General features: G+C 58.4%; 22 protein-coding genes and 1 tRNA gene. 11 read left to right on the plus strand and 12 right to left on the minus strand.

The window, feature by feature from the left end; genetic code table 11:
* Nucleotides 1-103 precede the first annotated feature (103 nt).
* From ybgC to nadA, 11 genes are all read left to right on the plus strand, one after another.
* Nucleotides 104-571 (plus strand): tol-pal system-associated acyl-CoA thioesterase, encoded by a 468-nt coding sequence (ybgC, locus tag ACYZTS_RS13545; RefSeq protein ID WP_028621918.1) that lies wholly within the window; start codon nucleotides 104-106, stop codon nucleotides 569-571.
* Nucleotides 561-1,256 (plus strand): protein TolQ, encoded by a 696-nt coding sequence (gene tolQ, locus ACYZTS_RS13550; protein WP_008147369.1) that lies wholly within the window; start codon nucleotides 561-563, stop codon nucleotides 1,254-1,256. The genes ybgC and tolQ overlap by 11 nt, the downstream gene beginning before the upstream one ends.
* A 23-nt stretch (nucleotides 1,257-1,279) precedes the next feature.
* On the plus strand, nucleotides 1,280-1,732 hold the full coding sequence (gene tolR, locus ACYZTS_RS13555; RefSeq protein ID WP_161781290.1) for a protein TolR: 453 nt from the start codon (nucleotides 1,280-1,282) through the stop codon (nucleotides 1,730-1,732).
* Nucleotides 1,732-2,811, plus strand: a complete 1,080-nt coding sequence (tolA, locus tag ACYZTS_RS13560) for a cell envelope integrity protein TolA (RefSeq protein WP_461989801.1) — start codon at nucleotides 1,732-1,734, stop codon at nucleotides 2,809-2,811. Before tolR ends, tolA begins: the two co-directional genes overlap by 1 nt.
* Nucleotides 2,812-2,858: 47 nt before the next feature.
* Nucleotides 2,859-4,109 carry a Tol-Pal system beta propeller repeat protein TolB gene (tolB, locus tag ACYZTS_RS13565; protein WP_442961292.1) on the plus strand — a complete coding sequence of 417 codons (1,251 nt, stop codon included), beginning with the start codon at nucleotides 2,859-2,861 and terminating at the stop codon, nucleotides 4,107-4,109.
* Nucleotides 4,110-4,164: 55 nt separating this feature from the next.
* A complete protein-coding gene (pal, locus tag ACYZTS_RS13570) occupies nucleotides 4,165-4,665 on the plus strand; it encodes a peptidoglycan-associated lipoprotein Pal (RefSeq protein WP_028621922.1) in 501 nt (166 codons plus the stop codon).
* Nucleotides 4,666-4,671: 6 nt separating this feature from the next.
* On the plus strand, nucleotides 4,672-5,508 hold the full coding sequence (gene ybgF, locus ACYZTS_RS13575; protein WP_461989803.1) for a tol-pal system protein YbgF: 837 nt from the start codon (nucleotides 4,672-4,674) through the stop codon (nucleotides 5,506-5,508).
* Nucleotides 5,509-5,674: 166 nt separating this feature from the next.
* On the plus strand, nucleotides 5,675-6,322 hold the full coding sequence (gene queE, locus ACYZTS_RS13580; RefSeq protein WP_461989805.1) for a 7-carboxy-7-deazaguanine synthase QueE: 648 nt from the start codon (nucleotides 5,675-5,677) through the stop codon (nucleotides 6,320-6,322).
* 1 nt (nucleotide 6,323) lies between these two features.
* On the plus strand, nucleotides 6,324-7,016 hold the full coding sequence (gene queC / locus ACYZTS_RS13585) for a 7-cyano-7-deazaguanine synthase QueC (protein WP_028621925.1): 693 nt from the start codon (nucleotides 6,324-6,326) through the stop codon (nucleotides 7,014-7,016).
* 63 nt (nucleotides 7,017-7,079) lie between these two features.
* Nucleotides 7,080-7,155: transfer RNA gene (locus ACYZTS_RS13590), tRNA-Lys, on the plus strand.
* Nucleotides 7,156-7,428: 273 nt separating this feature from the next.
* Entirely contained in the window at nucleotides 7,429-8,487 is a 1,059-nt protein-coding gene (gene nadA, locus ACYZTS_RS13595; protein ID WP_028621926.1) for a quinolinate synthase NadA, read from the plus strand.
* A gap of 134 nt (nucleotides 8,488-8,621) precedes the next feature.
* Here nadA and ACYZTS_RS13600 read toward each other — a convergent pair whose 3' ends face one another.
* The 12 genes from ACYZTS_RS13600 to arcD all read right to left on the minus strand — a co-directional run bounded on the left by ACYZTS_RS13600 (nucleotide 8,622) and on the right by arcD (nucleotide 23,347).
* A complete protein-coding gene (locus ACYZTS_RS13600; protein ID WP_461989808.1) occupies nucleotides 8,622-9,110 on the minus strand; it encodes an RDD family protein in 489 nt (162 codons plus the stop codon).
* 97 nt (nucleotides 9,111-9,207) lie between these two features.
* Nucleotides 9,208-9,420, minus strand: coding sequence for a cold-shock protein (locus tag ACYZTS_RS13605; RefSeq protein WP_003175786.1), 213 nt, complete (start codon nucleotides 9,418-9,420; stop codon nucleotides 9,208-9,210).
* A 401-nt stretch (nucleotides 9,421-9,821) separates the two neighbouring features.
* Nucleotides 9,822-10,946, minus strand: a complete 1,125-nt coding sequence (gene gcvT / locus ACYZTS_RS13610; protein WP_028621928.1) for a glycine cleavage system aminomethyltransferase GcvT — start codon at nucleotides 10,944-10,946, stop codon at nucleotides 9,822-9,824.
* A 41-nt stretch (nucleotides 10,947-10,987) separates the two neighbouring features.
* The gene (locus tag ACYZTS_RS13615; RefSeq protein ID WP_028621929.1) at nucleotides 10,988-12,364 is read right to left on the minus strand and encodes an L-serine ammonia-lyase; all 1,377 of its coding nucleotides are present in this window, start codon (nucleotides 12,362-12,364) and stop codon (nucleotides 10,988-10,990) included.
* A gap of 156 nt (nucleotides 12,365-12,520) precedes the next feature.
* Complete coding sequence (gene gcvP / locus ACYZTS_RS13620; protein ID WP_461989811.1) at nucleotides 12,521-15,385, minus strand: aminomethyl-transferring glycine dehydrogenase; 2,865 nt, start codon at nucleotides 15,383-15,385, stop codon at nucleotides 12,521-12,523.
* 11 nt (nucleotides 15,386-15,396) lie between these two features.
* Nucleotides 15,397-15,780: a glycine cleavage system protein GcvH gene (gcvH, locus tag ACYZTS_RS13625; protein WP_028621931.1), complete on the minus strand. Its 384-nt coding sequence runs from the start codon at nucleotides 15,778-15,780 to the stop codon at nucleotides 15,397-15,399.
* 426 nt (nucleotides 15,781-16,206) lie between these two features.
* Complete coding sequence (locus ACYZTS_RS13630; RefSeq protein WP_461989813.1) at nucleotides 16,207-17,715, minus strand: sigma-54-dependent transcriptional regulator; 1,509 nt, start codon at nucleotides 17,713-17,715, stop codon at nucleotides 16,207-16,209.
* 208 nt (nucleotides 17,716-17,923) lie between these two features.
* On the minus strand, nucleotides 17,924-18,286 hold the full coding sequence (locus ACYZTS_RS13635; protein WP_461989815.1) for a DUF5064 family protein: 363 nt from the start codon (nucleotides 18,284-18,286) through the stop codon (nucleotides 17,924-17,926).
* A gap of 12 nt (nucleotides 18,287-18,298) precedes the next feature.
* On the minus strand, nucleotides 18,299-19,228 hold the full coding sequence (gene arcC / locus ACYZTS_RS13640) for a carbamate kinase (protein WP_461989817.1): 930 nt from the start codon (nucleotides 19,226-19,228) through the stop codon (nucleotides 18,299-18,301).
* A gap of 189 nt (nucleotides 19,229-19,417) precedes the next feature.
* Nucleotides 19,418-20,428 (minus strand): ornithine carbamoyltransferase, encoded by a 1,011-nt coding sequence (locus ACYZTS_RS13645; protein ID WP_028621935.1) that lies wholly within the window; start codon nucleotides 20,426-20,428, stop codon nucleotides 19,418-19,420.
* Between the two features lie 199 nt (nucleotides 20,429-20,627).
* Nucleotides 20,628-21,884 carry an arginine deiminase gene (arcA, locus tag ACYZTS_RS13650; RefSeq protein WP_028621936.1) on the minus strand — a complete coding sequence of 419 codons (1,257 nt, stop codon included), beginning with the start codon at nucleotides 21,882-21,884 and terminating at the stop codon, nucleotides 20,628-20,630.
* Nucleotides 21,885-21,919: 35 nt separating this feature from the next.
* The gene (gene arcD / locus ACYZTS_RS13655) at nucleotides 21,920-23,347 is read right to left on the minus strand and encodes an arginine-ornithine antiporter (protein WP_461989820.1); all 1,428 of its coding nucleotides are present in this window, start codon (nucleotides 23,345-23,347) and stop codon (nucleotides 21,920-21,922) included.
* Nucleotides 23,348-23,554: the final 207 nt, after the last annotated feature.

Genomic DNA, 23,554 nt, shown 5'->3' on the forward strand with positions numbered 1-23,554 from the left:
GGGCATTGTACTGTCCCAGGACCGTACTTTCGCGAGAAAGCCGCAGAACAATGAAAAACAGTTGCCTCGCCGGATTGGCAACCTGAGGAGTAAGCACTAGAGTATGCGCGCGCAAAACGGGCTTGAGCCGTTCGCACATCGTTGTCGCGTTTATTACGAAGACACCGACGCGGGCGGCATCGTGTATTACGTCAATTACCTCAAGTTTATGGAACGGGCTCGCACCGAGCGGCTCCGGGCGTTGGGCTTTGCCCAATCCCAGCTGGCAGGGGAGGACCTGTTGTTTGTCGTGCATTCCAGCGAAGCGCGTTACCACGCGCCGGCGCGACTGGACGACGAGCTTCTGGTAAGTGCAGAAGTAATCGAATTGAACCGTGTCAGCCTGCGTTTCAAGCAGCAGGTCAGACGGGCTACAGATGATGCGCTGCTCTGTGAAGGGCAGTTTTTGGTGGCCTGTGTGCGCACTGAAAGTTTAAAGCCCCGGGCCATTCCCGAAGCTCTACGTGCGGCCTTTGCCGACGTGAGCGGCGCGGGTACACACTCAAAGCAGGAGATAAAGCGTGGAAGCTAACGTCGTCGACCATTCCTCCATGTGGAGCCTGGTCAGCAATGCCAGTATCGTGGTGCAACTGGTAATGCTGATCCTGGTAGCCGCATCGGTGACCTCATGGATCATGATCTTTCAGCGCAGCAACTTGCTGCGCGCCGGTCGACGTGCCCTGGAGAGCTTTGAAGAGCGCTTCTGGTCGGGTATCGACCTGTCCAAACTGTACCGTCAGGCCGGCAGCAATCCTGATCCGGACTCGGGCGTAGAGCAAATCTTCCGCGCCGGCTTCAAAGAGTTCTCCCGTCTGCGTCAGCAGCCAGGCGTTGATCCGGAAGCGGTCATGGAAGGTGTGGCCCGTGCCATGCGCGTCGCCATTTCCCGCGAAGAAGAAAAGCTCGAACAAAGCCTGCCGTTCCTCGCCACCGTGGGTTCCGTCAGCCCGTACATCGGCCTGTTCGGCACCGTCTGGGGCATCATGAACTCCTTCCGTGGCCTGGCCACTGCCCAGCAAGCGACCCTGGCCACCGTGGCTCCGGGTATCGCCGAGGCACTGATTGCTACGGCAATCGGCCTGTTTGCCGCCATTCCGGCCGTTATCGCTTACAACCGTTTTGCTGCACGCAGCGAAACCTTGCTGGGCCGTTACTACACCTTCGCCGATGAATTCCAGGCGATCCTGCACCGCAAAGTGCACACCAGCGAAGAATAAGCAGGTAATTTCCAATGGCTTTAATCGCTCGAGCTCGCAAAAAGCGCAAGCCGGTTGCCGAGATGAACGTAGTGCCTTACATCGACGTGATGTTGGTACTGCTGGTCATCTTCATGGTGACCGCGCCGATGCTCAATCAGGGCGTGAAAGTTGATCTGCCCAAGGTTTCCAGCGAAGCCTTGCCGCAGGACAACAACACCCAGGTCCTGACCATTTCGATCAAGGCTGACAAGACCTATTACTGGAACCTTGGCAGCGAAGTCGACACCGAAAAGCAGCAGGACAAGGCTATGACCTTGCCGCAGATGACTGACGCGGTGACCAAAATCATTCGCGCCGGCACCGAAGGCGGCAAGCGCACTCAGGTCTTCATTCGTGGCGACAAGACTGTCGACTACGGCGCCGTCATGGGTGCCATGGGCGGATTGCAGAAAGCCGGGGTCGGTAATGTTGGCTTGATTACCGAGGCGCCCTGATGCAGCAAATGCGAGAGCCGTCCGCCTCGGAAAGCTACTTCTGGCCTAGTGTCTGGGCGATCTTCCTGCACGTGTTGGTGTTCGGCATGCTGTTCGTCAGTTTCGCCTTCACACCGGAACTGCCGCCGGCCAAGCCGATTGTCCAGGCAACCCTGTATCAACTGAAATCGAAAAGTCAGGCGACCACCCAGACCAATCAGAAGATTGCGGGTGAGGCGAAGAAATCCGCCGCGCGCCAGACTGAAGTCGAACAGATGGAACAGAAAAAGATCGAGCAGGAAGCGATCAAGGCCGCGGAACAAAAGAAGGAAGATGCGGCTCAAAAAGCCGAAGAATCCAAGAAGGCCGACGAGACCAAGAAAGCGGAAGAGGCTAAAAAGGCTGACGAAGCCAAGAAAGCCGATGAAGCCAAGAAGACCGCCGAAGCCAAAAAGGTCGAAGAGAAACAGCTGGCTGATATAGCCAAGAAAAAATCTGAAGAAGAAGCCAAAAAGGCTGCTGAAGAAGAGGCCAAGAAAGCGGCGGCGGAAGAGGCGAAGAAAAAGATCGTCGAAGACGCCAAGAAGAAAGCCGCAGAAGACGCCAAGAAGAAATCCGACGCTGAAGAGGCGAAAAAGAAAGTCGCCGAAGACGCGAAGAAGAAAGCTGCTGCCGATGCTGCGAAGAAAAAATCGCAGGAAGCGGCACGCAAATCCGCCGAAGAGAAAAAGGCTCAGGCCTTGGCTGATCTGCTTTCCGACACGCCACAGCGTCAACAGGCCCTGGCAGATGAGCAGGGTGACGAAGTCGCCGGCAGTTTCGATGATTTGATTCGTGCCCGTGCAGCGGAAGGCTGGGCTCGTCCTCCTTCGGCGCGCAAAGGCATGACGGTCGTGTTGCAAATCGGCATGTTGCCGGACGGTACGGTGACTTCGGTCAGCGTGGCCAAGTCCAGTGGCGACGGACCGTTTGACGCTTCAGCAGTTGCGGCGGTCAAGAATATTGGACGTTTGACAGAAATGCAGGGAATGAAGCCGAGTGACTTCGCTCCGTATCGTTCATTCAAGATGACATTCACACCTGAGGATCTAGCCTTGTGAGAAACCTTCTTCGAGGAATGCTTGTCGTTATCTGCTGCCTGGCAGGTATGGCGACAGCCGATGAAAAAAACATTTTGGTCACCAGCGGCAGTGACCGCGCTGCGCCGATCGCTATCGTACCGTTTGGCAACCAGGGCGGCAGCGTGCTGCCGGACGACATGGCCGAGATCATCGGCAATGACCTGCGCAACTCGGGTTACTACGCACCGATTCCAAAACAGAACATGATCAGCCAGCCAAGCCAGGCCAGCGAAATCATCTTCCGCGACTTCAAGGCGCTGGGTGCCCAGTACGTCATGGTTGGCAGCATTGCTCCCGCGGGCGGTCGCCTGCAGGTTCAATACGCTTTGTTCAACGTAGCTACCGAGCAGCAAGTGCTGACCGGCAGCGTGTCGGGCAGTGTTGACCAGTTGCGTGACATGTCGCACTACATCTCCGACCAGTCGTTCGAAAAACTCACCGGTATCAAAGGTGCGTTCTCGACGCGTCTGCTGTATGTAACGGCTGAGCGTTTCTCCGAGAAGAACACGCGTTACACGCTGCAACGTTCGGACTACGACGGTGCGCGCGCCGTGACTCTGCTGCAATCGCGCGAGCCGATCCTGTCGCCGCGGTTTGCACCGGATGGCAAGCGCATCGCCTACGTGTCGTTTGAACAGAAGCGTCCGCGCATCTTCATGCAGAACATCGACACCGGTCGCCGTGAGCAGATCACCAACTTCGAAGGCCTGAACGGCGCACCAGCCTGGTCGCCGGATGGCAATCGCCTGGCGTTCGTGCTGTCGAAAGACGGTAACCCGGACATTTATGTGATGAACCTGGGTTCGCGTCAGATCACTCGCGTCACTAACGGTCCCGGCATCAACACCGAACCGTTCTGGGGCAAGGATGGTTCGACCATCTATTTCACTTCCGACCGTGGCGGCAAACCGCAAATCTACAAAACCAGTGCAAGTGGTGGTGGTGCGGAGCGCGTGACCTTTATCGGTAACTACAACGCAAATCCAAAGCTTTCGGCCGATGAAAAGACCCTCGTGATGATCCATCGTCAGGATGGCTTCACTAATTTCAAGGTCGCGGCCCAGGATTTGCAGCGCGGAAGTGTAAAAATTCTAACTGATAGCACTCTGGACGAGTCGCCTACTGTTGCGCCCAACGGCACCATGGTAATCTACGCCACCCGCCAGCAGGGCCGGGGAGTCTTGATGCTCGTGTCCATTAATGGACGCGTAAGGCTCCCGCTTCCTACCGCACAAGGCGAAGTCAGAGAACCTTCCTGGTCCCCTTACCTGAACTGACGCGGCGCTTTACCGTTTTACTTGACACACATTGGGGTTCATTAGGAGTTTTACGATGGAAATGCTGAAGTTTGGTAAGTTTGCTGCTCTGGCTCTGGCTTTGTCCGTAGCCGTTGGTTGCTCGTCTAAAGGCGGCGACAATGCCGGTGAAGGCGCAGCTGTTGATCCAAACGCTGGTTACGGCGCAAATACCGGTGCCGTTGACGGTTCCCTGAGCGAAGAAGCTGCTCTGCGCGCAATCACTACCTTCTACTTCGAATACGACAGTTCGGACCTGAAGCCAGAAGCCATGCGCGCTCTGGACGTTCACGCCAAAGACCTGAAAGCAAACGGCGCTCGCGTTGTTCTGGAAGGCAACACCGACGAACGTGGTACTCGTGAGTACAACATGGCACTGGGCGAGCGTCGTGCGAAAGCCGTTCAGCGCTACCTGGTACTGCAAGGTGTTTCCCCAGCTCAGCTGGAACTGGTTTCCTACGGCGAAGAGCGTCCAGTTGCTACCGGCAACGACGAGCAGTCCTGGGCTCAAAACCGTCGCGTCGAACTGCGTAAGTAATTCGCCATGCGAACGTGCCGTCGTGCTGTAACTGTTTTGGCCCTCAGCCTCGCACCGCTTGCGGTGTGGGCTGCGGTTCCTGTGGTCGACAACAATACCGGCTATAACAATAGCGGGAGTAGTTATCCGCCTGCGGGTTACGGTACGAACGGCGCCTATGCCGGGGGAGGGGTTTCGGCCCCTGTCTCGGCACAGGGCGAGCTGTTCAACCAACTGCAATCGATGCAGGAGCAGATCTCGCGCCAACAAGGCATCATCGAAGTTCTGCAAAACGATGTAGCGCGCATGAAGCAGGAAAGCCTGGAGCGATACCAGGATCTTGATCGGCGCATAGGATCCGGCGTAGCACCAGCCGCGACTCCTGAGAATTCTTCACCCGGTGGTGATCCAAGTGCCGCCACCGGTGCAGCAGCAGGCGCAGGAGCGGCTGCCGCTCAAGGGCCCGCAGCGGGTAGCGAACCGGCCGATCCGGCGAAGGAAAAACTGTATTACGATGCAGCCTTCGACTTGATCAAAGCCAAGGATTTCGACAAGGCCAGTCAGGCCTTCGCCGCTTTCCTGCGCAAGTACCCGAACAGTCAGTACTCGGGTAATGCCCAGTACTGGTTGGGCGAAGTCAATCTGGCGAAAGGCGATCTGCAAGGTGCAGGTCAGGCGTTTGCCAAGGTTTCGCAGCTGTATCCCAAGCACAACAAAGTACCTGACTCGCTGTACAAGCTGGCTGATGTAGAGCGCCGCCTTGGCCATGCAGACAAGGTGAAAGGCATTCTGCAGCAAGTGGTGTCGCAATATCCGGGCACTTCCGCTGCTCAGCTCGCCCAGCGCGATCTGCAGCGTATGTAAGGATGCTTGACTGATTTCGAAGAAACCCGCGCTTGTCGCGGGTTTTTTCGTTAGAATTCACGCCCTTTTTCTGAACCACGCTTCCTGAAGCCTGCGCGTTGGCGGGGTTTCTCGAAGTGCCTGACGGAGGCGGACAGCCTGTTTAGCTGTTACGCCCGTGGCGACTATGCAAGACACATTGAGAATTACCGAAGTTTTTTACTCGTTACAGGGTGAAACGCGAACGGCCGGGCTGCCCACTGTTTTTGTGCGCCTGACCGGTTGTCCCCTGCGCTGCCAGTACTGTGACAGCGCCTATGCATTCAGTGGCGGTACCGTGCGCTCGCTCGACGACATCCTTGGGCAAGTGGCAGGTTTTCGTCCGCGCTACGTTTGCGTCACGGGCGGCGAGCCATTGGCTCAGCCCAACGCCATTCCATTACTCAAGCAGTTGTGCGACGCCGGTTACGAAGTGTCACTGGAAACCAGTGGTGCACTCGATATCTCGGCGGTAGATTCCCGGGTCAGTCGCGTTGTCGATCTGAAATCGCCGGGCTCGAAAGAAGCTCACCGCAATCGCTACGAGAACATCGAACTGCTGACGCCGAACGATCAGGTTAAGTTTGTCATCTGCTCGCGGGAAGACTACGACTGGGCCGTTTCCAAGCTGATTCAGTACGGCCTGGACCGACGTGCCGGCGAAGTCCTGTTCTCGCCAAGTCACCATGACTTGAATGCGCGCGAACTGGCGGATTGGGTCGTGGCCGACAACTTGCCAGTGCGTCTGCAATTGCAGCTGCATAAATATCTTTGGAATGATGAGCCGGGGCGCTGATATGACTGAACAACTGAACACTGCCGAAAAACGTGCGGTAATCCTGCTGTCCGGTGGCCTTGACTCAGCTACCGTGGTGGCCATGGCCCGCGCCGAAGGCTACAGCTGCTACACCATGAGCTTCGATTACGGGCAACGCTCTCATGCCGAATTGCACGCCGCCGCGCGTGTCGCCCGCGACCTCGGTGTGGTCGAGCACAAGGTGATCGGCCTCAACCTGGACGGTATGGGCGGCTCGGCACTGACGGATAACAGTATCGACATTCCAGAGGAGCTGGGAGAGGGTATCCCGGTCACTTATGTGCCAGCGCGCAACACGGTATTCCTGTCTCTGGCGTTGGGCTGGGCAGAAGTGCTCGGCGCGCGCGACATCTTTATTGGTGTCAATGCCGTTGACTATTCCGGCTACCCGGATTGCCGACCTGAGTTTATCGAGTCTTTCGAGCGCATGGCCAACCTGGCAACCAAGGCTGGCGTAGAAGGCAACGGCTTCCGCATTCAGGCACCACTGCAGAACCTGAGCAAAGCGCAGATCGTCCAGGCGGGCGTGAAGCTGGGCGTCGACTATGGCCTCACAGTTTCCTGCTACCAGGCTGACGATGATGGCCGTGCATGCGCTAAATGCGACAGCTGCAGGCTGCGCGCAGAAGGCTTTGCGGCGGCCGGCGTCAGCGATCCAACCCCTTATTTTTGATTTATTTCAAATTAAGTGTTGAATAGTCCTTAGAAATCAGTATTATACGCGCCACCACACAGCGGGTCGTTAGCTCAGTTGGTAGAGCAGTTGGCTTTTAACCAATTGGTCGTAGGTTCGAATCCCACACGACCCACCATTTTTGTAGCAGTTTTAAAAGTCTGGAAGGCCCACGCAAGTGAGGATTTCCGGATTTTTTTTTGCCCGCGATTTGAGTTCGAACTGATCCAGAGCTGTACTGCGTGACACAGGTCAGATTCATCTTTTGCATCCTCGGGATATTCTGTAGCCTTGCGCAGCCTCACCGTTGTCCGTGCCTGATGATACTCACTCTCCCGGCGGTACCCCTGAAGGGTCCGGAGCCGGGTGTATACTCGACTTTCGCGCGAATGCGCCTGCAGGTCTTGCGAACATGACGCAGATTTCCGAACGCCTTCTGGTTCAAGCCCACCTCGACGCCAAGCAGCCCAAGCCGCTGACGGCTGAGGAAGAGGCTCATTATCGTGCCGCCATTGCTGCCGAGCTCAAGGCTCAGGACGCGGTGCTGGTTGCCCACTTCTATTGTGATCCGGTTATTCAGGCCCTGGCCGAAGAAACCGGTGGCTGTGTCTCAGATTCGCTGGAGATGGCCCGCTTCGGCAATGCTCACCCGGCCAAGACTGTTGTGGTCGCTGGCGTGAAATTCATGGGCGAGACGGCCAAAATCCTCAATCCCGAAAAACGTGTATTGATGCCGACCCTGGAAGCGACCTGTTCGCTGGACCTGGGTTGCCCGGTGGACGAGTTCTCGGCATTTTGCGATCAGCACCCGGAACGTACCGTGGTGGTTTACGCCAACACCTCGGCAGCGGTCAAAGCCCGGGCGGATTGGGTAGTGACGTCGAGCTGCGCGCTGGAAATCGTCGAAAGCCTGATGGACAACGGCGAAACGATTATCTGGGGTCCGGACAAGCATCTGGGTACCTACATCCAGCGCAAGACCGGCGCGGACATGCTTCTGTGGGACGGTGCATGCATCGTTCACGAAGAGTTCAAATCCAAGCAGCTCGAAGACATGAAGGCGTTGTACCCGGACGCCGCGATCCTGGTGCACCCGGAGTCACCGACCGCGGTCATCGACCTGGCGGACGCTGTGGGTTCCACCAGTCAATTGATTGCTGCTGCACAGAGCCTGCCGAACAAGACGCTGATCGTGGCCACCGATCGCGGCATTTTCTACAAGATGCAGCAGCTGTGCCCGGACAAAGTATTCATCGAAGCGCCCACGGCAGGTAACGGCGCAGCGTGCCGCAGTTGCGCACATTGCCCGTGGATGGCGATGAATACACTTGAGCGTACGCTGAAGAGCTTGAAGGAGGGGTCGAACGAGATCTTCGTGGATCCGGCATTGATTCCGCAGGCGATTCGACCGTTGAAACGAATGCTGGAATTTACCCAGGCTGCGCGGATGAAATTGGCCGGTAACGCCTGAGGTTTGTCAGTCAAGTCGCAAAACTGTGGGAGCGAGCCTGCTCGCGAAGAGGGAGTGTCAGTCGACATTGATGTTTGCTGATATGCCGTTTTCGCGAGCAGGCTCGCTCCCGCATTGATTTTTGCTCTTTGCAATCACTTGATCTTCTTCGGAATACGAACGAGCTGCGTGTTGGAATACATGTCATGCCAGCTGCGCTTCTGTTGGTCGAAGGCCGACCAGAAGAACCCGAGCCCGACACACAGCAGCGAAGCGATTGACACCACAAATCGCAACAGCGCCTGCCACAGACTGATCGATGAGCCGTCCGCATTCTGCACGCGAATCGACCACACTTGCATGCCCAGGGTCTGACCTGACCAGGTCCAGAACTTGGCAAAGAATCCGAACAACACAAACAACAACACCGTAGACAGCAACGGGTCGCCGTCCAGCGCACCCGCGTCGGTCAGCGCGCGCATTCTCTCTTCGCCGATGATCGCCATCTGAATCATCTTGTACACGCCGCCGGTGACGATCAGCAGGGCAGTGCACAAGAGGAAATCGTAAAACATCGCTGCCAGACGACGACCCAGGGTCGCGGCGGGAAATTCCCCCTGGGGTTGCAGCAGATGTTTCGACATGGCACGGCTCTCGTTCAAAGGGGAACGCCATTTTACGGATTTACGCGCATAAAAAAGCCCCTGATGTCAGCATCAGGGGCTTTTTCGTTACAGAAGATTAAGCTTCTGCCTGAACCTCATCAGCCTGCATGCCTTTCTGGCCCTGCACTGCAACGAAGGTCACTTTCTGACCTTCTTTGAGGCTTTTGAAGCCGTTGCCCTGAATCGCGCGGAAATGCACGAACAGATCCGGCCCGCTTTCTGGAGTGATAAAACCAAAACCTTTCTCGTCGTTAAACCACTTGACGGTACCGCTCTGACGTTGGGACATTTCTTATTTCCTTTGACGCTAAATTAATGACAGTCTCCTTCTTGTGAAAGAGTACTGGGGCTGGTTGCAGGAGAGTAAGAATACGTCGAACGGGATGTAGCTAACTTGTAGGCTACTGCCCAGGTCACGATTTCAAGCGACCCATGCAAACACAGTGAACAAACTCTACGCCAACTACAGGAGAAAAAACAAGCCCCGTCAGAGGCCCGGCTTTGCTCGCGTTGCTGGCACTAGTCGATTCACTAGTGCTGCTTATACGTTCCTGCCGTTCAAATGTTTTCGATCGTTATAAGCGAAGTTCAAAATTGAAACTAAAAGCAAAGGTCGTGCACTGTTTTATGGCAGTTGCGTTACACAGTAGTGCACTGTAACGCAACTGCGTTACTTATTGAAACAGTCAATCAGCCACGATAGTAGCGTTGTGGAACAAATGGCATTTTGCTTACGAGCAGAGGTACCTTTTTCCCTCGGACGATGGCCCAGACCGGCGTGTCGAGCGAGGTGTGGGCAGTGTCCACGTAGCCCATGGCCAACGGCGCGCTCAGCGTCGGACCGAAGCCGCCGCTGCACACAGCACCGATAACGTCGCCTGCTTCATTGACGATTTCTGCACCCTCACGCACGGGCGTGCGTTCCTGAGGCAGCAGGCCGACACGTTTGCGGTTGACCCCGGCTTGCTGTTGCACGAACACGCTTTCGGCACCCGGGAATCCACCTGCCCGCACACCATCGGCGCGACGTGGCTTGGAGATCGCCCACAGCAGGCTCGCCTCAATCGGAGTGGTGTCGGTGTTCATGTCGTGACCGTAAAGGCAGAGGCCGGCTTCCAGGCGCAGAGAGTCACGGGCGCCGAGGCCGATGGCGGCGACTTCGGGTTCCGCGAGCAGTGCGCGGGCCAGGGCTTCGGCATTGGCGGCAGGGACAGAGATTTCGAAACCGTCTTCGCCGGTGTAGCCCGAACGGCTGACGAAACAGTCCACGCCCAGCAGTTTCACGCGGGTGAACTGCATAAAGGTCATCTTCGTCACTTCCGGCGCCAGACGGGCGAGGACGGTGACGGCGACCGGGCCTTGCAAGGCCAACAACGCCCGCTCCTCAAACAGCGGCTCGATGGTGCAGTGTTCGCCGATGTGTCGTTGCAGGTGCGCCAGGTCCTGATCCTTGCACGCCGCGTTAACCACCAGAAACAACTCATCGTCACCCAGGTTGGCGACCATCAGGTCGTCGAGAATGCCGCCGTTTTCGTTGGTGAACATCGCGTAACGCTGCATGCCCACGGGCAGATCAATAATGTCCACCGGCACCAGGCTTTCCAAGGCTTTGGCGGCATTGGTACCGGTCAGGCGGATCTGGCCCATGTGCGATACATCGAACAACCCGGCTTGATCACGGGTGTGCTGGTGTTCCTTCATCACGCCCAGCGGGTACTGCACGGGCATGTCATAGCCGGCAAAAGGCACCATGCGGGCGCCGAGTTCGATGTGCAGTGCGTGCAACGGGGTTTTCAACAAGTGTTCGGTGGACATATCCAGCTCCTGAAAAAGTGTGCAGATGCAGTGAGCGCGCATCAGCACTCGATAATGTTGACCGCCAAACCGCCACGGGCGGTTTCCTTGTATTTGCTTTTCATGTCGGCGCCGGTCTGGCGCATGGTGCGGATGACCTTGTCGAGCGAGACGAAGTGCTGACCGTCGCCGCGCAGGGCCATGCGCACGGCATTGATCGCCTTGACCGAGCCCATGGCGTTGCGTTCGATGCAGGGCACTTGAACCAGTCCGCCAATCGGGTCGCAGGTCAGGCCGAGGTTGTGTTCCATGCCGATTTCCGCAGCGTTTTCCACTTGCTGCACGCTGCCGCCGAGCACTTCACACAACGCACCGGCCGCCATCGAGCAGGCGACGCCGACCTCGCCCTGGCAACCGACTTCGGCGCCGGAAATCGAGGCGTTTTCCTTGTAAAGAATGCCGATGGCTGCGGCGGTCAGCAGAAACCGCACAACGCCGTCCTCATTCGCGCCGGGGATGAAGCGCATGTAGTAATGCAGTACCGCCGGAATGATCCCGGCCGCACCGTTGGTGGGTGCAGTGACCACGCGTCCGCCGTTGGCGTTTTCTTCGTTGACCGCCAGCGCGTAGAGGTTGACCCAGTCCAGCACGGAGAGTGGATCGCGCAGTGCCGATTCCGGGTTCTTGCACAGTTGGGCATGCAGCGCAGCGGCGCGGCGTTTTACCTTGAGACCGCCCGGCAGGATGCCTTCGTTACGACATCCAGCCGTGACGCAGTCCTGCATGACCTGCCAGATTTTCAACAGGCCGGCGCGGGTTTCTGCCTCCGGACGCCAGGCACTTTCGTTGGTCAGCATCACCTGGCTGATCGACAGCCCGTAGGTGGCGCAATGAACGAGAAGGTCTTTGGCACTTTTGAAAGGGAAGGTCAGCGGCGTAGCGTCTTCAACGATGCGATCAGCCCCGGCCGCGTCTTCATCGACCACAAAGCCGCCGCCCACCGAGTAATATTCGCGGCTGCGAATCTGTAATCCGGCCGCATCGAATGCGCGAAAAATCATGCCGTTGGGGTGATAGGCCAACGGTTTGCGAATCATCGCCAGGTGTTCTTTCTCATTGAACGCAATGCTGTGTTCGCCGAGCAGGTTCAGACGGCCGTTGCCGCGAATGTCCTTAAGACGTGCGGCGACCGTTTCCGTATCCACGGTGTCCGGGTGTTCGCCTTCCAGGCCGAGCAACACAGCCTTGTCACTGCCGTGGCCTTTGCCGGTAGCGCCGAGTGAGCCGTAAAGCTCGACTTTGACGCTGGCGGTGGCGGCCAGAAGACTCTCCCGGCGCAAGCCTTCGACAAAACGCGCAGCAGCGCGCATCGGGCCGACGGTGTGGGAACTGGAGGGGCCGATGCCAATTTTGAACAGGTCGAACACGCTTAACGCCATGGTTGTTCTCCGGTTTCTTGTTATAGATGCAGCGCAAAACCGTAGGAGCAAGCTTGCTCGCGATAGCCATGACGCGGTCCATCTGGCGAACCGCGTCATCGTTGATCGCGAGCAAGCTTGCTCCTACAAGGGGCCGGCGGTGCGGCCCCCTCAGGTTTAAGCGTAGCTTTCGATCGACGGGCAGGCGCACACCAGGTTGCGATCGCCAAACACGTTGTCGACGCGACCGACCGGTGGCCAGTATTTGCCTTCGATCAGCGATGCGACCGGATAAACCGCTTGCTCACGGCTATACGGATGCGTCCATTCGCCAACGATCTCCGCAGCCGTGTGCGGAGCGTTTTTCAGCGGGTTGTCCTGCTTGTCCAGGGTGCCGTTTTCCACTGCGCGAATTTCGTCGCGGATGCGAATCATCGCGTCGCAGAAGCGGTCCAGTTCTTCTTTGGATTCGCTTTCGGTCGGCTCGATCATCAGCGTGCCAGCGACCGGGAACGACATGGTCGGGGCGTGGAAACCGAAGTCGATGAGACGCTTGGCCACGTCATCGACGCTGATGCCGCTGCTGTCTTTCAACGGACGCAGATCAAGGATGCACTCGTGCGCGACCAGCCCGTTGCTGCCGGTGTAGAGCACCGGGTAGTGCTCTTCAAGACGACGGGAAATGTAGTTGGCGTTGAGAATCGCCAGTTGCGAAGCACGTTTGAGGCCCGCGCCGCCCATCATCCGAATGTACATCCAGGTGATCGGTAGAATGCTCGCGCTGCCGAACGGCGCCGCACACACCGCGCCTTCCTTGCGGTCCATGTGGGCGTGGCCCGGCAGGAATGGCGTCAGGTGCGATTTCACCCCAATCGGACCAACGCCCGGGCCGCCACCGCCGTGGGGGATGCAGAAGGTTTTGTGCAGGTTCAGGTGCGAAACGTCGCCGCCGAACTTGCCCGGCGCGCAGAGGCCGACCATCGCGTTCATGTTGGCGCCGTCGATGTACACCTGGCCGCCGTTGTCGTGAATGATTCCGCAGATTTCGCGGATGCCTTCCTCGAACACGCCGTGGGTCGACGGGTAGGTGATCATCAGCGCAGCGAGGTGTTCGCGGTGCTCGATGGCCTTGGCGCGCAGGTCTTCGATGTCGACGTTGCCACGGGCATCGCACGCGGTCACGACCACGCGCATGCCGGCCATGTTGGCGGTGGCCGGGTTGGTGCCGTGGGCCGATGACGGAATCAGGCAGATGTCGCGACGGTCATCGCCACGGCTCTGGTGGTAGGCACGAATCGCCAGCAGACCAGCGTATTCACCCTGGGAACCGGCGTTCGGTTGCAACGAGATCGAATCGTAACCGGTGGCGGCACACAGCATCGCTTCCAGTTCGTCGGTCAGTTGCTGGTAACCGGCACTTTGCTTGGCCGGAGCGAACGGGTGCAGCGCGCCGAATTCGGCCCAGGTGACCGGGATCATTTCGCTGGCGGCGTTGAGTTTCATGGTGCAGGAGCCCAGCGGGATCATGGTGCGATCCAGCGCCAGGTCCTTGTCGGCGAGTTTGCGCAGGTAGCGCATCAGCTCGGTTTCCGAGTGATAACGATTGAACACCGGATGGCTGAGGATCGGCGACTGGCGAACCAGAGTGGCCGGGATTGCGCTGACCACCGAAGCGGCGATGGCGGCGAAGTCCGGCAGGGTTTTGCCTTCGGCGAACAGGCTCCACAGGGTTTCGACGTCAGCTTGCGAAGTGGTTTCGTCGAGGGACAGGCCCAGACGCTCACCGTCAACGACGCGCAAGTTGAGCTGTTGCGCGCGCGCCTTGTCATGCAATTGCGCTGTGTTCGCGCCGGTGTTCAGCGTCAGGGTGTCGAAGAAGCTTTCCTGCTCGACGTTCAGACCCAGTGCGCGCAGGCCTTTGGCCAGAATGGCGGTCAGGTGATGAATGCGCTTGGCAATCTGCGTCAGGCCTTTCGGGCCGTGATAAACGGCGTACATGCTGGCGATGTTGGCCAGCAGAACCTGAGCGGTGCAGATGTTGCTGGTGGCTTTCTCGCGGCGGATATGTTGCTCGCGGGTCTGCATTGCCAGGCGCAGTGCCGGTTTGCCGAAACGGTCCACGGAAACACCGACCAGACGGCCGGGCATGTCGCGCTTGAACGCATCCTTGGTGGAGAAGTACGCCGCGTGCGGACCACCGAAGCCCAGCGGCACGCCGAAACGTTGCGCGCTACCGATGGCTACATCGGCGCCGAACTCGCCCGGCGGGGTCAGCACGGTCAGGGCCAGCAGGTCGGCGGCGACCGCGACCAGTGCGTTGGCAACGTGGAAGCGTTCGGTCAGTTCGCGATAATCGAAGACGTCACCGTTGCTCGCCGGGTACTGCAGAAGAGCGCCGAAGAACGGGGTTACGTCGGTCAGTTCGAGCTCGTCGCCGACCACCACGTCGATGCCCAGAGGCTCGGCACGGGTGCGCAATACATCCAGTGTTTGCGGGTGGCAATGCACCGAAGCGAAAAACGCATGGCTGCCTTTGTTCTTGCTCAGGCGTTTGCAGAAGGTCATGGCCTCAGCAGCGGCGGTGGCTTCGTCGAGCAGCGAGGCATTAGCGATCGGCAGGCCGGTGAGGTCGCTGATCAGGGTCTGGAAGTTCAACAGCGCTTCCAGACGACCTTGCGAAATTTCTGGCTGGTAAGGCGTGTAAGCGGTGTACCAGGCCGGGTTTTCCAGCAGGTTGCGCAGGATCGGCGACGGCGTGTGAGTGCCATAGTAACCCTGGCCGATGTAGGTCTTGAACAATTGGTTTTTGCCAGCGATGCCTTTGATCATCGCCAGTGCATCGGCTTCGCTCAGTCCGTCGTCCATGCCCAGCACGCTGGTGCCTTTGATGCTCTCCGGAATGACGCTGGCGCTCAGGGCTTCCAGGGAGTCGAAACCGAGGCTGTTGAGCATGGCTTGCTCATCGCCTGCGCGCGGGCCGATGTGGCGCGCGATGAACTCGTTGGCGGTGCTTATGTTTGCAGCTGGATTTACTTGAGTCATGTCGGCGCTCCTCAGGCTTCGGCGTTGGCTTTGATCAGACGGTCGTACGCGTCTTGATCGAGCAGTTTGGCGACGGCTGACGCGTCGGATGGCTGAAAGCGGAAGAACCAGCCTTCGCCCAGCGGGTCTTCGTTGACCAGTTCCGGACTGCTGTCGAGTGCCGGGTTCACTTCCAGCACTTCACCGTCGAGTGGCATGTAGACGCCGCTGGCTGCTTTGACCGATTCCACGGTAGAGGCTTCAGCGCCTTTGGCGTAGGACTGTAGCTCCGGCAGTTGTACGAAAACCACGTCGCCCAAGGCGTTCTGCGCGAAAGCGGTGATGCCGACGGTGACCGTGCCATCAGCTTCTGTGCGCAGCCATTCGTGATCTTCAGTAAAACGCAACTCGCTCATGGAAACTCCTAAGGGGCCAGACTCGTCTGGTGGACTCGATGAATGCTCGGGCTTAGCCCGGATTTATGCCGGGATAGCTAGCAAGATCACTGCCAATGTATATTTATTCTTTTATTTCAATGAGTTGGAGTTATACAGAGAGACCCGACCACGAACGCCTGTAGCGAAATCGATACAGGCTGGAAGCGGTAAAAAAGCTTATGAGGATCAAAGCCTTGCGCAGACGTCATCCGGCAGGTCTGTAGCGATATCGTTCCGCTGTAGCGCTTTCAGTACGGTGGACGTCGCTTTTGAACAGATTCGAAACCGTTGAATAACCCTTGTAGGAGTGAGCCTGCTCGCGATAGCGGTGGATCAGTCGACATCATTGCTTAATGTCAGACCGCAATCGCGAGCAGGCTCACTCCCACAGGGGATTTGTGTGAGTCAGGGTTTATTGGGAATCCCATACTTGCGCAGCCGATGGGCAATTGCGGTGTGCGAGGTTTGCAGGCGACTGGCCAATTGGCGGGTCGAGGGATAACTGACGTAGAGTTTTTCCAGCAGGTTTTTTTCGAACGCTTCAACCGCCTGTTCCAGGCTGTCGATTTCGCCGTCGTTCTGCCGCGCCACCGAGGTGCCGGCAATGTCGAGATCGCCGATGTCCACCAGGCTGCTATCGCAAATCGCCGCCGCGCGGAAAATCACGTTTTGCAGTTGCCGCACATTGCCCGGCCAACGGTTGTCCAGCAGGGCAGGGTAGGTGCCCGGCGCCAGGCGACAGACCGGCCGCTGGATCTGCGCACAGGCCTGCTGCATGAAGTAGCGCGCGAGCAACAGAATGTCCTGACCGCGCTCGCGCAACGGCGGTACTTCCACGTTAAGAACGTTGAGGCGGTAAAACAGGTCTTCGCGGAAGGTGCCCTCGCTGACCATTTTTTCCAGGTTGCGGTGGGTCGCGCTGAGGATCCGCACGTTGACCTTGACCTCACGATCGCCACCTACCCGTCGGAAGCTGCCGTCGTTGAGAAAGCGCAGCAATTTGGCCTGCAGGTAAGGCGACATCTCGCCGATCTCATCGAGAAACACCGTGCCCTGGTTGGCCAGTTCCATCAGCCCCGGCTTGCCACCGCGTTGCGCCCCGGTGAAAGCGCCAGGGGCATAGCCGAACAGCTCGCTTTCGGCGAGGTTCTCCGGCAATGCCGCGCAGTTCAGCGCGAGGAACGGCGAACTGTGCCGGGCACTGATCGCATGGCAGGCGCGGGCGACCAATTCTTTGCCGGTGCCGGTTTCGCCTTGAATCAACAGCGGCGCATCGAGTGCCGCCACGCGTTGCGCGCGGGCCTTCAGCGTTCGGATCGCCGGGGATTCGCCGAGCAGCGCATCGAACCCTTCTGCATGGTCATGGTGCAGCGCAGAGAGACGTTCGCCGATGCGGTTCGGTTGATACAGCGTGAGCAGGGCGCCGGCGTCGGTGATCGGTGTGGCGTCGAGCAACAGGGTCTGGCCGTTGACGGTGATCTCGCGCAGCGGCAGGCGGAAACCGTTTTCCAGCAGGGCATCGAGCAGCGCCGGGTCGGCGAAAAGGTCAGCGACGCTTTCACCGGCGGGTTCGCGTCCGTACAGAGAAATCAGCGCCGGGTTCGCCAGCAAGACTTTGCCAGCACTGTCCACGGCCAGGACCGGGTCGGTCATCGCGGCCAGCAACGCATCAAGCTGCAAGTGCCGGCGCTGACCGGGAAGGATGTCGACCACAGTCATCGCCTGCACGCCGCGCACGCTGAGCAACGCATCGCGCAATTCTTCGAGCACTTCGGGACTCAGGGTCGGCGCGTCGATGTAGACGTTTGGCGGAACCATTTCCACCGCATCCAGATTGAGATTGCGCCCACCGAGCAAGGCCAGGACTTCCTGGGTAATGCCGACGCGGTCGATGAAGCTGACGTGGATACGCATGGGGCGGTTCGGGTTCTGGAGTGCGGAGGGTGGCAAGTATGCCTTGGGGCGGGTGAATGGTGAAACCTACGAGGATTTTCGTCACAACACAGGTCCCTGTGGGAGCGAGCCCGCTCGCGAAAGCGGTGTCTCAGACATGGAGATATCGACTGATAGAAGGCTTTCGCGAGCAGGCTCGCTCCCACAGGGGGAACGTGGTGAGTTCGGGTTATTCGAAGTTCTCGAGGTCTACCGGGTCGCCGGATTTCATGTCCAGCTTCTGGCGGATGTCTTCAAACATCAAATCGTAATATTTGTGAACCGAGCCGATCTGGCTGTGTGTCTTCGGGATGCCGTACTTCTCGGCAATTTCCGTCACGTTTTTGGCAAAGTTGTAAGCCTCCACCTTGGGCAGAAAGAAGGTCTCCGTCATGTCCTTTCCCTGCATGCTGCCATGCAAGGTGAACTGTATGCCTTTACCTTTATCGGGATCCTGCTCGACCTCATAGTCGAGGTGCACGTTGTAGCTGACATCATCAGGGGTCAGCGCATGACGCTCGATGTGCAAGTGACCGGGCTCGAACGTTGCCATTGACGGCTCTCCTTATAGATAGGTAATGCCAGGTTTCGCCGTGCTGATGCGCGTGCCGGCCGTGCCCTGGACGATTGCTTCGATGTCCGAGAGTGAACCGATCACCGCTGCTTTTCCAGTATGGCGGGCGAATTCGCAGGCGGCCTGGACCTTGGGTCCCATGGAACCGGCAGCGAAGCCGAGTTTTTCCATTTCGTCCGGGTGGGCCTGGGCGATGGCTTTTTGCGTCGGTTTGCCGAAGTCGATATAGGCCGCGTTGACGTCGGTGGCGATCACCAGCAAATCGCTGTCGAGCTGTTCGGCCAGCAGCGCCGAGCACAGATCCTTATCGATTACTGCTTCCACGCCTTGCAATTTTCCTTGAGGACCGTACATCGTCGGAATACCGCCGCCACCCGCGCAAATCACGATACTGCCTTTTTCCAGCAGCCATTTGATCGGACGGATTTCGAAGATGCGTTTCGGTCTCGGACTGGCCACCACCCGGCGGAATTTATCGCCGTCCGGGGCAATCGCCCAGCCTTTCTCGGCGGCGAGTTTCTCCGCTTCGGCCTTGCCGTACACCGGCCCGATCGGTTTGGTCGGGTTCTGGAAAGCCGGGTCGTTGGCGTCGACTTCAACCTGAGTGAGCAGGGTGGCGAACGGCACTTCGAAATCCAGCAGATTGCCGAGTTCCTGTTCGATGATATAGCCGATCATGCCTTCGGTTTCGGCACCGAGTACGTCCAGCGGGTAAGGTGAAACGGAGGTGTAAGCAGCCGCTTGCAGTGACAGCAGCCCGACCTGCGGGCCATTGCCATGGGCGATGACGAGTTCGTTGCCGGCGTGGATGCGGGCGATTTGCTCGGTGGCGACGCGGATATTGGCGCGTTGATTGTCCGCAGTCATGGGTTCACCACGGCGGAGCAGGGCGTTACCGCCCAGGGCGACGACGATACGCATAATGCTGTCCTTCTAAACAGAGATGTTGCGAGCAACTCGATCTCCCTGCTCGAACCCGATCAGTGTGGGAGTGAGCTTGCTCGCGATGACCATTTCACATTCAACGGTGATGTTGACTGTGACTCCGCTATCGCGAGCAGGCTCACTCCCACAGGGGGCTGGTTCCAACCGGGAGAGTCGTGTCGGTCCTCAGATATCCGCCAGCGCCGAGACCAGAATCGCCTTGATGGTGTGCATGCGGTTTTCCGCTTGCTCGAAGGCGATGTTGGCCGGCGATTCGAAGACTTCTTCCGTTACTTCAACGCCATTGGCCAGGTGTGGATAGCGCGCGGCGATGTCCTTGCCGACCTTGGTTTCGCTGTTGTGGAACGCCGGCAGGCAGTGCATGAATTTCACCCGCGGGTTGCCCGATGCTTTCATCATGTCGGCGTTGACCTGGTACGGCAGCAATTGCTCGATGCGTTCATCCCACGCTTCCACCGGCTCGCCCATCGACACCCAGATGTCGGTGTGGATGAAGTCGACATCCTTGACCGCCGCTTTCGGGTCTTCGGTGATGGTGATACGCGCGCCGCTTTCTTCGGCAAAACCTTTGCACTGGTCGATGAAATCCTGGGACGGCCACAGCGCTTTCGGTGCGGCGATGCGCACATCCATGCCCAGTTTGGCGCCGATCATCAGCAATGAATTGCCCATGTTGTAGCGCGCATCGCCCAAGTAGGCGTAGCTGATCTGATGCAGCGGTTTGTCGCTGTGTTCGCGCATGGTCAGGGTGTCGGCGATCATTTGCGTCGGGTGGAATTCAGCAGTCAGGCCGTTGAATACCGGCACGCCGGCAAACTTGGCCAGCTCTTCGACGATCTCCTGCGCAAAGCCACGGTACTCGATCGCATCGAACATCCGCCCGAGCACGCGGGCAGTGTCCTTCATGCTTTCCTTGTGACCGATCTGCGACGACACCGGGTCGATGTAGGTGACGTGAGCGCCTTGGTCGTGGGCCGCCACTTCGAAGGCACAACGGGTGCGGGTCGAAGTCTTCTCGAAGATCAGCGCGATGTTCTTGCCCTTCAGGTGTGGACGCTCGGTACCGGTGTATTTGGCGCGCTTGAGGTCACGGGAAAGGTCCAGCAGGTAATTCAGCTCGCGGGTGGTGTGGTGCATCAGCGAGAGCAGGCTGCGGTTGCGCATGTTAAAAGCCATGATTTGGATCTCCTTGCCCGACACTGTGAAAGCTACTGCAGGCTGTGCGCCTTCGGCGCTACGCACGAAATACTGCGTTAAAAACAGGCTCGGAATGCTCATTTACAAGCAGTAGACTCCGCTTCCTCGCCTGTTTTTGCCTTGTCTTTCCTGCGCTCGCTACGCTTTCACAGCGCCGGGGCGTCATTTGTCGAAAAAATTAATAGTCGATAGGGTCGCGAATGATCGGGCAGGTCATGCAATGGCCGCCGCCACGACCGCGGCCGAGTTCGCCGGCGCTGATGGTGATGACTTCCACGCCGGCCTTGCGCAGCAGGGTGTTGGTGTAGGTGTTGCGGTCGTAACCGATGACCACGCCCGGTTCCACGGCCACCACGTTGTTGCCGTCGTCCCATTGCTCGCGTTCGGCGGCGAAGCTGTTGCCGCCGGTTTCCACGACGCGCAACGCTTTGAGGTTGAGCGCGGCGGCCACGGTGTCGAGGAAGTTGGTTTCTTCGCGGCGAATGTCGATGCCGCCCTGTTTGCTTTCATCGGGTCGCAGGGTGAACGCGACGATCTGGTTGACCACTTCCGGGAAGATCGTCACCAGGTCGCGGTCGCAGAAACTGAAGACGGTATCCAGGTGCATCGCGGCGCGAGACTTCGGCAGGCCGGCGACGATCACCTTTTCTACGGCTTTATTCTTGAACAGGTTCAGTGCCAGTTGGCCAATGGCCTGGCGCGACGAACGTTCGCCCATGCCGATCAACACCACGCCGTTACCGATCGGCATCACGTCGCCGCCTTCAAGGGTGGCGCTGCCGTGATCCTTGTCCGGGTCGCCGTACCAGATTTCGAAGTCGGCGTTGGTAAACTGCGGGTGGAATTTGTAGATGGCGGTCGTCAGCAAGGTTTCCTGACGGCGCGCCGGCCAGTACATCGGGTTCAGCGTCACGCCACCATAGATCCAGCAGGTGGTATCGCGGGTGAACTGGGTGTTGGGCAACGGCGGCAGAATGAAGCTGGAGTGGCCGAGGAAATCGCGGAACATCTGGATGGTCTTGCCGCCGAAACTGTCTGGCAGGTCATCGGCCGACACGCCGCCGATGAGGAACTCGGCGATGTGCCGCGGCTCGAGGCTGCGCAACCAGGATTTCACTTCGTTGATCAGACCCAGGCCCACCGAATCGGCGGTGACTTTACGGTCCAGAATCCAGTCCAGCGCTTCAGGCATCGCGACGATGTCGGTCAGCAGGTTGTGCATTTCCAGCACGTCGATCCCGCGCTCGCGCATTTTGGTGACGAAGTCGAAATGGTCACGCTTGGCCTGGGCAACCCACAGCACATCGTCGAACAGCAGTTCGTCACAGTTGTTCGGGGTCAGCCGCTGGTGGGCCAGGCCGGGGGAGCAAACCATGACTTTGCGCAGTTTGCCGGCTTCGGAATGTACGCCGTACTTAGCTTTTTCCGTGGTCATTACAGTGATCCTCCAGATGACATATAAGTCGGGTGTTACAGGGTCAGGAAGCCGTCATAGAGACCGTAGGCCGCCACCAGGGCGCCGACGACAACAGCGGCGAAAATCAGCTTCTCGACGTTGGTGAAAACCGGTTTGTTGACTTCAAGCTTGGCCTTGGCGAACAGGATCGCGCCGGGCGCATACAGCAGTGCCGAGAGCAGCAGGTATTTGGTGCCACCGGCGTAGAGCAGCCAGACTGCATAGACAAGGGCGATACCGCCGATCAGCAGATCTTTGCGCCGTTCGCCTGGCGCACTTTCATAAGTCTCGCCACGCACCGCCAGCAGCAGGGCGTAAGCCGCCGACCACAGGTACGGGACCAGAATCATCGAGGTGGCGAGGTAGATCAGCGACAGATAAGTACTGGCTGAAAACAGCGTGATGATGAGGAACAGCTGGACCATTGCGTTGGTCAGCCACAAGGCGTTGACCGGCACGTGGTTGGCGTTTTCCTTGCGCAGGAACGCCGGCATGGTGTGGTCCTTGGCGGCGGCAAACATGATCTCCGCACACAGCAGCACCCACGACAGCAACGCGCCAAGCAGGGAAATGATCAGGCCGACGCTGATCAACACCGCACCCCAATGCCCGACCACATGTTCCAGCACGGCGGCCATCGAAGGGTTCTGCAGTTTCGCCAGTTCCGGTTGGGTCATGATGCCCAGCGACAGCACGTTCACCAGCATCAGGAACAGCAGCACAGTGATGAAGCCGATCACGGTGGCCTTGCCGACGTCGCTGCGTTTTTCCGCCCGGGCCGAGAAGATGCTCGCGCCTTCGATGCCGATGAACACCCAGACGGTGACCAGCATCATGTTGCGCACCTGGTTCATCACGCTGCCCAGGTCGGGGTTTTTCACGCCCCAGATGTCGGCGGTGAAAATGTCCAGTTTGAACGCGAAAATGGCGATCAGAACAAACAGCACCAGCGGCACGATCTTGGCGACCGTGGTCACGAGGTTGATGAACGCCGCTTCCCTGATCCCGCGCAGCACCAGGAAGTGCACGGCCCACAGCAGCAACGAAGCACCTATTACGGCGGCAGGAGTGTTCCCCTCCCCAAATAGCGGAAAGAAGTAACCGAGGGTGCTGAACAAGAGTACGAAGTACCCCACGTTACCCAGCCAGGCACTGATCCAATAACCCCAGGCTGACGAGAAACCCATGTAATCGCCGAAACCGGCCTTGGCATAGGCATACACCCCGCCATCCAGATCAGGCTTGCGATTGGCCAGGGTCTGGAACACAAACGCCAGGGTCAGCATGCCGACCGCCGTGATAGCCCAGCCGATCAGCACGGCGCCAACGTCGGCACTGGCGGCCATGTTTTGCGGCAAAGAGAAAATACCGCCGCCTATCATTGAACCGACCACTAGCGCGACCAGTGCGCCGAGTTTCAGTTTTCCAGGGGATTCAGACATTGCATGACTCCGTGCAGGAGAAGAGAGACAACAGAGTAATTCTGTTAGCTAATCAATCAGCTGACTTAGATCAGTGCATGGGCACATTCCATTGTTAATGAATGACTTATCAATGTTGATCGAGCATGACGATATTGCCGAAACGCCTTTTCCAGAGGCCTCGCTTGATCAAACAGGAATACGTCGTATTGCTCGGAGTATTTACGC

The organism is Pseudomonas sp. TMB3-21, assembly GCF_054898145.1.